At 63.6% G+C, this 12,876-nt stretch carries 15 protein-coding genes; 12 read left to right on the top strand and 3 right to left on the bottom strand.

Features of this window, described 5'->3' with window-relative positions:
• Positions 1 to 39 precede the first annotated feature (39 nt).
• The 6 genes from AC3WLY_RS14530 (at position 40) to AC3WLY_RS14505 (ending at position 4,922) form a co-directional block, all read left to right on the top strand.
• Positions 40 to 963, top strand: a complete 924-nt coding sequence (locus AC3WLY_RS14530) for a LysR family transcriptional regulator (RefSeq protein WP_175963406.1) — start codon at positions 40 to 42, stop codon at positions 961 to 963.
• A 409-nt stretch (positions 964 to 1,372) separates the two neighbouring features.
• Positions 1,373 to 2,395: a MerR family transcriptional regulator gene (locus AC3WLY_RS14525; protein WP_492308692.1), complete on the top strand. Its 1,023-nt coding sequence runs from the start codon at positions 1,373 to 1,375 to the stop codon at positions 2,393 to 2,395.
• A 53-nt stretch (positions 2,396 to 2,448) separates the two neighbouring features.
• Positions 2,449 to 3,306: an alpha/beta fold hydrolase gene (locus AC3WLY_RS14520; RefSeq protein WP_310136138.1), complete on the top strand. Its 858-nt coding sequence runs from the start codon at positions 2,449 to 2,451 to the stop codon at positions 3,304 to 3,306.
• 171 nt (positions 3,307 to 3,477) lie between these two features.
• Positions 3,478 to 3,966 carry a MipA/OmpV family protein gene (locus AC3WLY_RS14515; protein WP_492332685.1) on the top strand — a complete coding sequence of 163 codons (489 nt, stop codon included), beginning with the start codon at positions 3,478 to 3,480 and terminating at the stop codon, positions 3,964 to 3,966.
• A gap of 245 nt (positions 3,967 to 4,211) precedes the next feature.
• Entirely contained in the window at positions 4,212 to 4,529 is a 318-nt protein-coding gene (locus tag AC3WLY_RS14510) for a hypothetical protein (RefSeq protein WP_492332681.1), read from the top strand.
• 60 nt (positions 4,530 to 4,589) lie between these two features.
• Complete coding sequence (locus tag AC3WLY_RS14505; protein WP_175963409.1) at positions 4,590 to 4,922, top strand: cupin domain-containing protein; 333 nt, start codon at positions 4,590 to 4,592, stop codon at positions 4,920 to 4,922.
• 163 nt (positions 4,923 to 5,085) lie between these two features.
• Here AC3WLY_RS14505 and AC3WLY_RS14500 read toward each other — a convergent pair whose 3' ends face one another.
• A complete protein-coding gene (locus AC3WLY_RS14500) occupies positions 5,086 to 5,385 on the bottom strand; it encodes an H-NS histone family protein (protein WP_034182467.1) in 300 nt (99 codons plus the stop codon).
• 281 nt (positions 5,386 to 5,666) lie between these two features.
• Here AC3WLY_RS14500 and AC3WLY_RS14495 point away from each other — a divergent pair, with 281 nt between their 5' ends.
• From AC3WLY_RS14495 to AC3WLY_RS14485, 3 genes are all read left to right on the top strand, one after another.
• Positions 5,667 to 6,155, top strand: coding sequence for a RidA family protein (locus tag AC3WLY_RS14495; RefSeq protein WP_175963486.1), 489 nt, complete (start codon positions 5,667 to 5,669; stop codon positions 6,153 to 6,155).
• A 96-nt stretch (positions 6,156 to 6,251) separates the two neighbouring features.
• Positions 6,252 to 7,304 (top strand): ankyrin repeat domain-containing protein, encoded by a 1,053-nt coding sequence (locus tag AC3WLY_RS14490; RefSeq protein WP_492308694.1) that lies wholly within the window; start codon positions 6,252 to 6,254, stop codon positions 7,302 to 7,304.
• Between the two features lie 472 nt (positions 7,305 to 7,776).
• Positions 7,777 to 8,028, top strand: coding sequence for a hypothetical protein (locus AC3WLY_RS14485; protein ID WP_425130679.1), 252 nt, complete (start codon positions 7,777 to 7,779; stop codon positions 8,026 to 8,028).
• A gap of 97 nt (positions 8,029 to 8,125) precedes the next feature.
• Here the strand turns inward: AC3WLY_RS14485 and AC3WLY_RS14480 are convergent, their stop codons facing one another.
• On the bottom strand, positions 8,126 to 9,283 hold the full coding sequence (locus tag AC3WLY_RS14480; RefSeq protein WP_492308695.1) for a histidinol-phosphate transaminase: 1,158 nt from the start codon (positions 9,281 to 9,283) through the stop codon (positions 8,126 to 8,128).
• Positions 9,284 to 9,405: 122 nt separating this feature from the next.
• Positions 9,406 to 9,792 (bottom strand): hypothetical protein, encoded by a 387-nt coding sequence (locus AC3WLY_RS14475; RefSeq protein WP_492308696.1) that lies wholly within the window; start codon positions 9,790 to 9,792, stop codon positions 9,406 to 9,408.
• 92 nt (positions 9,793 to 9,884) lie between these two features.
• On the opposite strand from AC3WLY_RS14475, the gene AC3WLY_RS14470 reads away from it, so the two are divergent.
• The 3 genes from AC3WLY_RS14470 to AC3WLY_RS14460 all read left to right on the top strand — a co-directional run bounded on the left by AC3WLY_RS14470 (position 9,885) and on the right by AC3WLY_RS14460 (position 12,874).
• The gene (locus AC3WLY_RS14470) at positions 9,885 to 10,859 is read left to right on the top strand and encodes a helix-turn-helix transcriptional regulator (protein WP_244137411.1); all 975 of its coding nucleotides are present in this window, start codon (positions 9,885 to 9,887) and stop codon (positions 10,857 to 10,859) included.
• A gap of 459 nt (positions 10,860 to 11,318) precedes the next feature.
• On the top strand, positions 11,319 to 12,305 hold the full coding sequence (locus AC3WLY_RS14465; protein ID WP_175963414.1) for a TRAP transporter substrate-binding protein: 987 nt from the start codon (positions 11,319 to 11,321) through the stop codon (positions 12,303 to 12,305).
• Positions 12,302 to 12,874: a TRAP transporter small permease gene (locus tag AC3WLY_RS14460; RefSeq protein WP_310136152.1), complete on the top strand. Its 573-nt coding sequence runs from the start codon at positions 12,302 to 12,304 to the stop codon at positions 12,872 to 12,874. Before AC3WLY_RS14465 ends, AC3WLY_RS14460 begins: the two co-directional genes overlap by 4 nt.
• Positions 12,875 to 12,876: the final 2 nt, after the last annotated feature.

Raw genomic sequence — 12,876 nt, 5'->3', positions numbered from 1 at the left:
TGGCACAATCTTAGGGACTGAATTCCATCGGGAAAAGCGATGATTTCTGACCAGAATGGTGAGATTGACTCACAACAAGTCCGTGCAAACCTGCCGTCGCTGATGGCGTTGCGCTGTTTCGAGGCGGCGGCGCGTCACGAGAATTTCAGTCGTGCCGCCGACGAGCTGTGCGTGACCCACGGCGCGGTCAGCCGTGCGGTGCGTCTGCTCGAAGACGACCTGGGCGTGGCGCTGTTCCAGCGGCGCAGCCGTCGTGTGTTCCTGACCGACGCGGGCCGCAAGCTGGCCCAGGCGGTGCATGACGGCCTGGGCCTGATGCGTCACGCCGCGCACGAATTGCGCACCGAGGCCGCCCGCGTGCGGCGTTGGGTTCTGTCGTGCGAGCCCACGCTGTTGATGCGTTGGCTGATCCCGCGCTGGCCGGGTTTCCAGGCCCGATACGCGGGCGTCGATATCCACCTGGCCGCTGCGGGCGGTCCGTTTTCGTTCGACAGCGGCATCGACATGGCTATCCGGCGGAATGACTTTGCCTGGCCGGCCGGTTATCACGCCGAGCGTTTGTTTACCGAGAGGGTGGGGCCGGTTTGTCGGCCGGACAAAGTCGATGCGTGGTTTTCCAGTGGCCGCGATGGTTGTTTGTTGAAGCCGGATGCTCCGCAATTGCATACGCGGACCAGGCCGGACGCGTGGAAGGAATGGGCGGTGGCCGCGAATCGGCTGGCGGGGAGCGGGCGGCGGCAGATGTTCGACCATTTCTATTTCAGTCTGCAGGCGGCAGTCGCGGGGCTGGGGGTTGCCATCGGCCCCTGGCATCTCGTTCGCGACGATCTGGAAAGCGGTGTGCTGGTCGCGCCGATGGGTTTCGTGGAAGACGGCTCGCACTACTGCTTGCTGACGCCGGAACCCGTGACGGCCGGAAGCGCGCAGTCGGATCTGCTTGCGTGGTTGAAGGCAATGGCTTGACGGGTGCGGAAGGATGCTCGGAGATGGTCGGCTAACGACGAGCGCGATCGGCTGCGTCCGGCTGCAGATTCAACCGATCGTGACCTCGGGCGCCTGGCCGAAAGGCGAACTTCGCGCTCGCACGTCCGGGCCGCTGGTAAACTCGGGCGGCCAAGACAACTTTTCCCGGTCACATGAGCACTCAACGCACCGACGCACCTGCCAACGTCACTCCAATGATGCGCGGGCCTTTGCGCCTTGTGTGACGCGGCTGGAATCAGAAAGCTACGCTGGCACCTACACCAGCGAATTTCCGAAAGCCGTTGCTGTTTGTTCAGGAGCAGAAATTCGCCCGGAACGCGCCAGTCACGGGCATTGAGCAATTCCCGCTTCCCTATCCGCCATACTCTATATTGTTGACGGAATTTCTATGCCATTAACGGTTGGCATGCTTGCCCGACGTTGCGGCATTACCGTCCGCGCGTTGCACTACTACGATCAGACAGGTCTACTGAAGCCGATCGGCCGCTCTACATCAGGCTATCGGTTGTACGACGAAGCCAGCGTGTCGACGATCAGGACGATCCAGGCGCTGCGTGGTCTGGGCCTGACACTGGATGCGATCGCGCAGATGCTGCGCAACCGGCAGCTCGCCCTGGCGGAAGTGATTGCCGAGAGCCGGCGCGCAATCGACGCTGAACTGACAAGGCTGAATACGCTAAGCGAGCGGCTCGGGGTGCTGCAAGCGGCCTCGGATTCAGGCATGACCTGGCGTGATGCGGACTGGCCGGACACGCTCGCGTTGCTCGATCGGTATCGGGAACACTTCAACACGTCAGAAATTGCGACGATCCTTGCGCGTTGGAAGGACATGGAAGCGGCCTTGTCGACATTGTTTGCGGACGTGCGCGACGCAATGGATCGGCATGTTCCGCCCGACTCCCGCGAAGCGCAAAAGCTCGCGTATCGCTGGCTTGCCGCCGCGATGAAATGGATGGACGGCGACATCGGTATCACGCGGCGCTGGCGGCAGTTGCATGCCGGCGCGGCGCCGGCTCCCGACCATGCAGGGCTCGATCGCACGCTGATCGCCTACATCGAACAGGCGACCCGTCTGCATCTGGCGGCCTGGCGGCGCCACCTGACGGACGACGAACTCCAGCGCCTCGACAAGACGCTGTCGGCCGAATGGATCACGCTCGGTGCAGACATCAGGCGGGCGATCGCTTGCGGCGCCGACAAGGGAGATCCCGCCTCGCTCGCGAGCCGCTGGCACTCGCTGCTCGAACGAACGACGCGCGGCGACGGCGCGCTACGCCGCAAGCTGCAACAGGCACTGCGTGACGAGCCCATTCTGCAAGCCGGCCATCCGATCGATTCCGACGTATTCGCATGGCTGCAACGTCAGGGAGCCGTCATTGCCGACGACGGCAACGATGAGTCTGGCGCTTGACCCTCACGTGGACGTCAGGGTTCATGCTGGCGTCTTTTCATCGGAGGAAGCGCATGAACCCCATGCCGGACGAACTGAACGAGTTCCGGATCGGTGCTCGTCCCGTTCGAGCGATGCGGCTGGACGGCGGTATCCTGGCCGCGCAGGTGGGTAACGGACCGCCAGCGGTCGTCGTACTGAATGGCGGACAAGCCTTCGTTTCGAAGGCGACCCCGCGTCGGCTGCGGCGCGACCTGCGCCGCGTTGCCGGCATCCTGCCGCCCGACACGCCGTTCGTACTGCTCGGGTATCCTGACAAGCCCGGCGCGCAATACCGGATCATCGACATCGTCGCGCATATCGCGCGTGGGATCGCCACGCATTGGCAGTGCACGACGCTCATCGGCATCTCGTTCGGAGGCGTCGTCGCGGCTCGCCTTGCGGCCGCCCATCCGGAACTCGTCTCACGACTCGTGCTGATCTCGAGTGCGCATCGCCTGGCTCCGGACGGCTGCCGGCTGGTCGAGCAGCAAATCATTCACGCGACCCGCTCCGAGTTCGTACGCCTGCTCGATACGATGTCGGGATGCTTCCGCGCAGGCTGGCGCAACCTGCTCCTGCGCGCAGCGTTGCTCGGTCGACGCCGCAGCGTCGCGTCGTCGGTCAACGCAAGACACGTCATAGTCCGCACCCTGCGCGCGTTGCGTGACGACGCACACGACGGTTCGCCGTGGCCCCGCCAGATCCGCGCAGATACGTTGATCGTCGGCGGCACCGCCGACCCGATCTTCGCCGACGCAGCGCGCGAAACGTCCGCGTGGGTGCCGTCGGTCACTCATCATGCGCTGCCAGGCGAAGGGCATATGGTGATGATCGAGCGCCGGAGGCAGGTTGCCCGGCTCGTCCGGGACTGGCTCGATCCGCGATCCTGATCTTCGCGTTCACGGCACACGTCCGGGCTCGATCGTCTCGTCGAGATCCACGAGGTTAGGCCACTGTCTTGGGGATCCGTGCGTCCCCGGATTGCCGTCGTCCCCTCATGGGATGTTTGAAACGGCTTTATAGACCATCTATTTCGTCAAAGAATCAAAATAATGTCCTAAATTTTCAGCCGCTACTGCATTCCGCTCGCCACCCTGACCTTTGCTGTCACCGCACATGCCGAAAACGAATATACGCTTTCGCTTGGCGGTGGCATCGCGCCACGCTATCAAGGCAGCAATCAGTATCGAGGTGTCATCGGGCCGTCGTTTTCCGCCGTATTTTCCAACGGCTTTTTCATCAGTTCCACAGGCGGGGCAGGCTACCGCTATACATCGCCGCGCGGCATATTTGTGTCCGCATCGATCGGCTATGCGGGCGGGCGCAAGGATTCGATCAGTTTTAGCGGGGAGGGTTCGGATGACCTGAAGGGCATGGGCAACGTGCCCGGTTCGGTGATCGCGCTAGTGGCGGGCAGGCGTGCGCGACAAAGAGGGCGTCGAATTGCCGGTGACGATCGACGCCCCGATCCGCACACATCGCGCGGGTTCGCCGGACACGTCGATCTGGCGGTGCCGCCGCTGCATGCAGGCATCAATTTCCGATTCTGAAAGAGGCCGGGAAATTTCCCGGCTTTTTACACTGCTGTTGAATGTCTCAAAGTGGCCGGCGGTCATCTGAAGTGTTTCAGAACGGGACTTTGGCTTGGTGATCCCGAATGGGTGCCGTGAACTTTCGCGTCTGCACTTGATATTTCTGAATGCTGCCATCCGGCACACCCAACTCATTGTTGGGGATTCGATCGTGCAGCTGAATGTTGGCGGGTCGATATGACGATCGAACCTGGAACGCGCGAATGGTGGGCCTACAAGCGGGATCTGTCGTTCAAGCGGCCGCGTGCCGAAAGGGTGTGCGAACCGCCGACGATATCCCGTATCCGAATCCGTCCGCAGTACTTCTGTTCAAGGCCAGGGATCGGCGCCCCAAAGACCAACAGGATTTCGACCTGGCATTGCAGAAACTGCCGGTTGGCGAACGCGTCTGTCTAAAAGACTGCCTCGGCACTCTCCACCCCGGCAATGAATGGGCGCGGGTGCTTCAACGGCCATTCATCATCTTTTTGCGTGCTTTCATCGACGCGTTTGTAAACAACGCGACCGTTAGGCTACAGTGAACATTCCCGGCACTCTTGAACCTGCTTCCTTCAAACGAAGGCCAACGACGAGGTCAAACCATGCAACTTCAAACCGGCAACCTGTTCAGCGTCGAAGGGCGGCGCGGCGGCGACGAGCGGATCGACATCCTCGTTACGGGGCAGCGCCTGAACGTCGAGCGGATCGTGTCGATGGGGCACGCGAGTCCCGACGGGTTCTGGTATGACGACTCGCGCGCCGAATGGGTCGTGCTGCTGTCGGGGGCGGCCGTGCTCGAGTTCGAAGAGGGTTCGACGCGGCACGACATGCGCCCCGGCGATTACGTGCTGATCGAGCCGCATTGCCGCCATCGCGTCGCGTGGACGCATGAAGACGAGCAATCCGTCTGGCTTGCGATCTATTACGAACGGTGAAGAAAGTATTGGCGCGCGACGCGATCTGACGATTAGCCGGCGCGCCACGCGCTGAATGAGACAAATCACCATCAACCCGGAGCGGTCTTTGAATACCGCCGGTATCGATGCCCAATATCGCCGGACAGCGCGCTGAACCGCGCGCCGGTGCGCGTCGAGAACCTTATTCCTGGATCAGGAATCGATTGCGATTCTTCGCATCCTTGATCCATGCGGGCGCACGGCCGCGGCCAGACCAGGTTGCCCCGGTCTTCGGGTCGCGATACTTTGCCTGCACGGGGGCGGCCGCTTGCTTGGCCGACCGGCCTCGACGTACGCCGAAAATGTCCTTCTCGGTAATGCCGAATTCCGCGACCTTGGCGCGGATGTCGTCGACGATCGATTGGAATTCCGCGGCGCGCGCTGCTTCGGCTTTCTCGGCCAAAGCTTCCATTTGGGCTTTCAGTTCCTTGTAAGTTGCCATATATCGCTCGTTGGGTTGTGTGCACATATGATAGCGGTTTCAATCGGAAATGATGAGGAAATTCTCGCCGACTACGAATTCCACCAGCGATATGGCGCGCAAGACTGCTTCGAACACCTGAAAAGTGCGTCGCTTCGGTGAATTCGTACTTGATTGCCCGGGAGCGCCGGACGATCCGGTCGCGTCCCTTTGGCCGTTCGCGGCCGACTTTCTCTTTCGGGGCAAGCTCGGGAGGCTCAACTATTCTTTATCTTTTTTCGGAAGTATCCGGGAATTCACTGATGAACAGAGACGATAAGCTGATACAGGTTGCGGCCGAATTCGGATTCGATCCGGACGAGGAAATCAGGATCGGCGGAAAGTACACGCCGGTTCTGGTCGACGGGAGGACGGCCTATATTGCCGGCCAGATTCCGCGGGTGGGGGACGTGGTGCACTTCGTCGGCGTCGTGGGCGAATCCGTTTCGCTGGACGACGGTCGCCGTGCGGCGGGAATATCGGCGCTGCGTGCGCTGTCGCTGATTCGCAAGCACTGCGGCACGCTCGATGCGATAGAGACGGTTCCGCGCATCACCGTGTACGTGCGGAGCGCACCCGGCTTCACGATGCAAAGCGAAGTGGCCGATGGTGCGTCCGACGTTTTATATGCGGTGCTCGGCGATGCGGGCGTTCATACGCGTTCGTCGGTCGGCGTGCTGCAATTGCCGAAAGGTGCTTCGGTGGAAGCGGATTTCATTTTCCGGTTGCAGCGTAGCAATGCCGGTAGCTAATGCTCCGCGAGCCGGATTTCACGTGCAGGCAGCCTTGCGAAACACATTCAGACAACCGATGCATGATGCGTGTTCCCGCGATGGCGGAGACTTGCAATGCCGAAAGCAAAAAAGAAGCTGCTACCGAAGGACTTCGAAACGTTGCTCGACGAAGGCAACCTCGCGAAGCTGCAGGCCGTGTTCGACACCTGCGACGTGAATGCGCGCGGCGGGGTCGGCAAACGGACGGCACTGTCGTTCGACCGTTGCCCCGATGACCTTGCCCGCTGGCTGGTTGCGCGCGGCGCAGATATCGGAGCGGCCGACGCATACGGCAACACCGCGCTGCACGTGCGCGCCCGCAGCCGTCGCAGTCGTTTCGACGTGCTGCTCGAACTCGGCGCGGACGTTCACGATGACGGTGCATCGATCGGCACCGCACTGCACGCGGCGGCCGATTCGCGCAATGCGCAGTCCGCCCGCGTGCTGCTCGACCACGGTGCCCGCGTCGACGCGTTGAACCGCGACGGGCAGACGCCGCTCGAGCGCGCGCTGCGCACCTGCGGCAATGCGGATCTGGAACACATGGTCGCGCTCGCCGAGGTGCTGCTCGGCGCCGGCGCGGCGAGGACGCCGCCCATGCAGACCAGCGTCGCGGAGATCGGCGAGCGTTTCGAGTTCATGCGCGAGCGCTTCAACCCGGAGTCCGTCGATGCGGCCAGCGCCGCGCTGGAGCGGCTCTACACGCTGTTCGACGTGCCGCCGGTGCCGCGCCGTCAACTGCACGACGCGCGGCGGCCGATCGTCGTCGCGGCCGGCACGTGGCAGGAGCAGCATCGGGCTTTGTGGACGCAACTGGTGCCGGGGACCGGGCATGCAGCGACGGTGCAGGGCGAACTCATCCGGATCTCGGGCCGCATCGCGTACGAACTCGACCACAACGGCGGCTGCAACTGGGACGCGGACTTCCGGAAGATGGCCGATGCGTTCGCGGCATTCGTGCGCACCGGCACGTCGCTGCCGTCGGCCGATTTGTCGGACGTGGAAGCGGTCGTGCACGACGTCAAGCGCCAGTCCGGCGATCCGGCGCAACTGTGCCGGTTCGCCGTCGCATGGGTGCGCCTGAACCCCGATCCGGTCAAACTCGAGCCGCCGCCTTATCGGCGGTAACCGCGCTCCGTCGCGCACGGGGCGAGATCCGTTCGTGCACGCTGAAAATCCCTGTTTTCGGCTCCCTCGGCCGCAGCGCACCGGCGGCAGGCCGTTCGAGTCGGGCGCGATCGCGCCGCGGCGCCGGCGGGCAGCCACGTGCTCGCCGGCCATTCCGCTTCCCGTCATTTCCTGAAACCGCCACTTCCCCGATTTCGGCCGGCATCCCCACTTTTGGGGATGCCGGCGCCGGACAGTCCGCCTACGATTGGCAGCAGCGCATCGGGGATGGATGTAACCGGAACGCACGGACAGGGTTGCCATTCCGTGTCGAACGCCGGGAATGCCTACGCAGTCGACTGACACAGGCTGGGCATACGCTGACGGGCAACGTGTGCGGTGCATCAATGCCTCAATGCCTCACTGCATCGCCGCACGATGGCGCGTTGATGACGGAACGCCTGATGTCGCATTTCGGGGAATTTCAATCAATATGCTGGCACGAGACTATGTAGAACGAGAGCTTTCTCACATCCAGAGAATGGTGGCTCTCCTGGACAGCGAGACGATCGCTGACGACGTGTCGATGTCGGGCGCCGCACGCGTGAGGCACCCGAGTTACTGGCGACGGCGGATCGAGGAACTGCTGTCGACGCCCGACGTGCCGCGTCACCTCAGAAAGCTCGGCGAAACGGTGCTCGCGAAAATCGACGAGATGGAATCGCGATACGTGGCGATGAAGTAAGCGCATCGTTGGTCATTGCGCCGACACGCACCGACACGCGCCGGCCCGCCGCGACGGGCGACGTGGCCGGCACGGCGCACCCGAATGGACGCGATCATCAAACGTCGCTCTCCATCGCGCCATCGACCGCGTGGTCCGCTGCCGGTTCGTTCGCCGTCACCGCAAGCAACGCCGCGCGAAACGCGGCCATCTCCGCCGCGGTGCCGATGGACACGCGCAGGTATTCCGGCGGGCCGGACTCGCGAATCAGGACGCCGTGGCGCAGGAGCCCGCTCCAGATCCGGTGGCGATCGGCAAACTTGCCGAACATCACGAAGTTGGCGTCCGAATCGGCCACGGTGAAACCCTGGCTGCGCAGCCAGCAAACGATTGCGTCGCGCTCGGCCTTGATCGCGTCGACCTGCGACAGCATCTCGTCACGCGCGACCAGCGCCGCGCAGGCGGCCGCCTGCGTAAAGGCGGACAGGTGATAGGGCAGCCGAACCAGCTTCAGCGCTTCGACGATCGCAGGCGCGCATGCGCAATACCCGACGCGGCCGCCCGCGAACTTGAACGCCTTGCTGAGCGTGCGGGTAACGACGAGCCGCGGATGGTCGGGCAGCAGCGTCACCGCGCTGCGGACGCCTTGGCGCCGGAACTCCGCATACGCTTCGTCGACGACCACCACGCCCGGCGCGATGTCGAGAATGGCGCGGATATCGTCGACGGGAAGCGCGGTTCCGGTCGGGTTGTTCGGCGACGTCAGCAGAATCACGCTCGGCCGATGCGCGCGGATGCTGTCGATCGCCTGATGCAGATCCAGTGCGAAATCCTCGGTACGCGGCAACGTATGCAGGCGCGTGAAGGTCGTGCGGCAGTATTCGTCGTACATCGGATACGCGGGCGTAAAGGCCAGCGCCGCTCGCCCCGGGCCGCCAAACGCCTGAAGAATCTGCTGGATCACTTCATTGGAACCGTTGGCTGCCCAGACACTCGATGCGTCGATCGTCACGCCGGTGTCGTGCGTCAGATAGGCGGCCAGATGCGTTCGCAGCTCGGCAAAGTCGCGGTCGGGATAGCGGTTCGCCTGCCGCGCCGCGTCGGCCACGGCAGCCACGATGCGCTCGACGAGCGATGGCGACGGCGGATACGGATTCTCGTTGACGTTCAGGCAGACCGGCACGTCGAGCTGCGGCGCCCCGTACGCGTGCTGCAACCTGAGATCCTCCCTGAGCGGCAATTCCGACAAGGACACTTCCTTCCACGGTCGTTGCATTGAAAACACTCCGTACGTTATCGATTGATCGGCGCAGCAAGTTTTTAAGGCGACAAAAAACAAAAAAGGCGCCAGAGGCGCCTTGGTTGTCGTCTTGATCGGGACAGCGCCCGATGCAAGTGCTAGATGCGAAACGATCCACGGCGCAACAAAGGGCGTCCGTGGTGATGGTGCAGGTGGGTCGTCGCGTTTCGAATCTTCATGCGCTGCATCATGACATACGCCGACCCTGATGAATAGCCGGCGTCGTGATGAATTCCGCGGTTGCGCGTTGCAATCCCGATCGGCGTTGTCGAGCGCCAGGGTCCGTCATTGGTGCGGAAAGGAACCGAAAGCTTGTCGAGAATGGCCATTACGTCTGACGATAAGCGGTAACAAACGTGGTATTCCGAATCAAATGCGCAGCGGTAATTTGAACAATGCCGCTGGTTGAGTAAGATGCGCGCAAGACGTTCGACAAAAACGCACGGCGCGGGGTAGCCAGATGCAACGGAACGGATTGATTCCATCGGCATGGATCGATGACATCTATGCTGCGGTACTGGGCGATCAACGATGGGAAACGGCGCTGGACGGGCTGCGATCGACGGTCGGCGTGCGCATGGCTACGCTGCTGTCGTTCGACGACGCGGCGAGGGTGCCGGCGATCGAGCAGGCGGCCGGCGACGACGCGTCGTGGGTCGCCGCGTGTTATCACACCTACAACACCGAGTTCTACCGGTACGACCCGGTCGTGCCGGTCGCCGGCAACTGGCCGGCGGGCCGATGGTTCGAGGACGTCAAGCACCTGTCCCCGCGACAGCGCACACACGGCGTGTTCTATCAGGAATTCCTGCATCCTTACGGGCTCGGCAGCATCTCGGGCCTGTATATCCATCGCCAACAGGGTGCAGGCGCATTCCTCAGCGTACAGAGCGGCCCCGAATCGCAAGGTCTTTCCGACGATCAGCGCCGCACGATCGAAATCATGGGTACGCATATCAGCCGCGCGCTGCGGATCCAGGCGCGCATCGGGGAACTCGAGGCGCGCGTGGCCGCAGCGGAATCGGCGCTCGATGCGATTCCGGTACCGGTGTTCCTGCTCGGCGCGCATCGCGAACTGCGTTATACGAATCGCGCGGCCGATCAACTGATCGCGGCGGAACCGGCGATGCGGATCGTGAACGGGCGCTTCGCGCCGGAAGGCTGCGTCGACGATGCGCAATGGCGGCACGCGTTCGCGTGCGGCGGGTTGCTGCTGCGCCGTGCGACGGGCGAACCGTTGTCGCTCGCGCTGATGCCGATTCCCGAACAGTCGCGCCTCCTGCGTGAACGGCCCGGCGTCGCGGCACTGATGACGGCCGCCGACCTGCGTTCGCCGGCGGCCCGCGCGCAGCGGCTGCGCGTGTTCTACGGGCTGTCGTCGGCCGAAGCCGATCTCGCCGTGCTGCTGTGCTGCGACGGGCTGTCGCCGCAGGAATGCGCGGCGCTGCGCGGCGTGTCGATCGGCACGGTCCGCGCGCAGATCAAATCGATCTACGCGAAGACGGATGTGGCACGCGCGGCGCAACTGACGTCGCTGGTCATGCAGACGTGACGGCGCGGCGAGCGCCCGCGCTTGCACGGATTCCTCCCGAACCTTCGTCGTTCCGCCGCACACGATGCGTGTGCCGGCGCGTGCGCTTGGCCGCGCGCGGGCGTGCTTGTGTCGTGGTCAGTCATCCTATAACGAAGACAACCGAAACGAAAGATTGCTTTCCGGCGTCGGGAAACCGGCCACGCGGGTACCCGATTCAAACGCGGACCCGTTTCCGGAAAACGTTTCGTCGAAAACCGCTAGAACAGAGAACGCGATTCCCCGGCTTCTGCCGAAAACCCCCGGCGGCAGTGGTTATAGGGGTATGCACCAAGTGAGTTAAACGATTAACCGACGTACATTCGCGTCAACACATCATACGACGTATGACTCTGCGGCTCAGGGGAGAGCGCATCGCCGACGAACGCGCATGCCGACGGATCGCCGCACGACAACGAACGACCATCAAGGAGACTCACCATGAAGCATCGATTCACCGGTTCCCGTACCGCACTGGCCGTCGCGCTGCTGGCCGGCTTCGCGATGTCCGCGCAGGCGCGCGTGTTCCGCTCGGCGGACGTGCACGGCGACAACTTCCCGACCAACATGGCGGTGAAGTTCATGGGCGACGAGCTGTCGAAGCAGACGGGCGGCAAGGATTCGATCAAGGTGTTCGGCAACAGCGCGCTCGGTTCCGAAAAGGACACGGTCGACCAGGTCCGGATCGGCGCGATCGACATGGCGCGCGTGAACGGCGCGTCGTTCAACGAGATCGTGCCGGAATCGCTGATCCCGTCGTTCCCGTTCCTGTTCCGCGACGTCGATCATTTCCGCAAGGCGATGTACGGCCCGGCCGGCCAGAAGATCCTCGATGCGTTCACCGCGAAGGGGATGATCGCGCTGACGTTCTACGAGAGCGGCGCGCGCTCGATCTACGCGAAGCGCCCGGTGCGCACGCCGGCCGACATGAAGGGGCTGAAGGTGCGCGTGCAACCGTCCGACCTGATGGTCGACGAGATCAGGGCGATGGGCGGCACGCCGACGCCGATGCCGTTCGCCGAGGTGTACACGGGCCTGAAGACGGGCCTCGTCGACGCGGCGGAAAACAACCTGCCGTCGTACGAGGAAACGAAGCACTACGAAGTGGCGCCCGACTATTCGGAGACGCAGCACGCGATGACGCCTGAAGTGCTGGTGTTCTCGAAGAAGATCTGGGACACGCTGTCGCCGCAGGAGCAGGCGGCGATCAGGAAGGCGGCGGCCGATTCGGTGCCGTACTACCAGAAGCTGTGGACCGCGCGCGAGGCGTCCGCGCAGCAGGCGGTGGCGAAGGGTGGCGCGAAGATCCTGCCGGCCGCGCAGATCGACCGCGCGGCGTTCGTGAAGGCGATGCAGCCGCTGTGGACGAAGTATGAAAAGACGCCGCAGATGAAGCAGATCGTCGACGAGATCGAGGCGACCAAGTGACGCGTCGCACTTCCCTGAACGGCGCGGCCACCGCTGGTTCGCCGGCCGCCGCCCCGGACGGCGCGGCGCCGGCGCGGCCGCACGCCGCGCCGTTCCTGCGCTGCGTGAACGACGTGCTGTTCCGCGTGCTGGCCGTGATCGCGTCGGCCTGTCTCGCGGTGCTCACGGTGCTGGTGTTCTACGCGGTGGTGATGCGCTATGTGTTCGAGAACGCGCCGGATTTCGTCGAGCCGATCGCGCTGCTGCTGGTGATCGTGATCGCGATGTTCGGTGCGGCGATGAAGGTGCGCGACGGCGGCCATATCGGCCTCGATTCGCTCGTGCGTCGGCTGCCGCCGAACGCGCGCACCGTGGTCGTCGCGATCCAGCACCTGAGCCTGATCGCGTTCGCGATCGCGATCATGGTCGGCTGCGGCAGCATGGCCGCCGAGACGATGGGCGACCGCATTCCGATCATCGGGCTGCCCGAAGGCGTGCGCTACCTGATCACGATGCCCGCGGCGGTCGCGATCATCCTTTTCTCGCTCGAGCACCTGCTCGCGCTTCGTCGTTCTTCGTCGGGACAATAACG

It is taken from the genome of Burkholderia sp. FW306-1C-G01B (assembly GCF_058781685.1).
Note: the sequence above shows the minus strand (reverse complement) of the source record. Positions and strands in the feature narration are given on the sequence as shown.

Coding starts and splice junctions, on each gene's coding strand:
- AC3WLY_RS14530 (WP_175963406.1), top strand. CDS start 40: ATGATTTCTGACCAGAATGGTGAGATTGACTCACAACAAGTCCGTGCA.
- AC3WLY_RS14525 (WP_492308692.1), top strand. CDS start 1,373: ATGCCATTAACGGTTGGCATGCTTGCCCGACGTTGCGGCATTACCGTC.
- AC3WLY_RS14520 (WP_310136138.1), top strand. CDS start 2,449: ATGAACCCCATGCCGGACGAACTGAACGAGTTCCGGATCGGTGCTCGT.
- AC3WLY_RS14510 (WP_492332681.1), top strand. CDS start 4,212: ATGGTGGGCCTACAAGCGGGATCTGTCGTTCAAGCGGCCGCGTGCCGA.
- AC3WLY_RS14505 (WP_175963409.1), top strand. CDS start 4,590: ATGCAACTTCAAACCGGCAACCTGTTCAGCGTCGAAGGGCGGCGCGGC.
- AC3WLY_RS14500 (WP_034182467.1), bottom strand. CDS start 5,385: ATGGCAACTTACAAGGAACTGAAAGCCCAAATGGAAGCTTTGGCCGAG.
- AC3WLY_RS14495 (WP_175963486.1), top strand. CDS start 5,667: ATGAACAGAGACGATAAGCTGATACAGGTTGCGGCCGAATTCGGATTC.
- AC3WLY_RS14490 (WP_492308694.1), top strand. CDS start 6,252: ATGCCGAAAGCAAAAAAGAAGCTGCTACCGAAGGACTTCGAAACGTTG.
- AC3WLY_RS14485 (WP_425130679.1), top strand. CDS start 7,777: ATGCTGGCACGAGACTATGTAGAACGAGAGCTTTCTCACATCCAGAGA.
- AC3WLY_RS14480 (WP_492308695.1), bottom strand. CDS start 9,283: ATGCAACGACCGTGGAAGGAAGTGTCCTTGTCGGAATTGCCGCTCAGG.
- AC3WLY_RS14475 (WP_492308696.1), bottom strand. CDS start 9,792: ATGGAATCAATCCGTTCCGTTGCATCTGGCTACCCCGCGCCGTGCGTT.
- AC3WLY_RS14470 (WP_244137411.1), top strand. CDS start 9,885: ATGGCTACGCTGCTGTCGTTCGACGACGCGGCGAGGGTGCCGGCGATC.
- AC3WLY_RS14465 (WP_175963414.1), top strand. CDS start 11,319: ATGAAGCATCGATTCACCGGTTCCCGTACCGCACTGGCCGTCGCGCTG.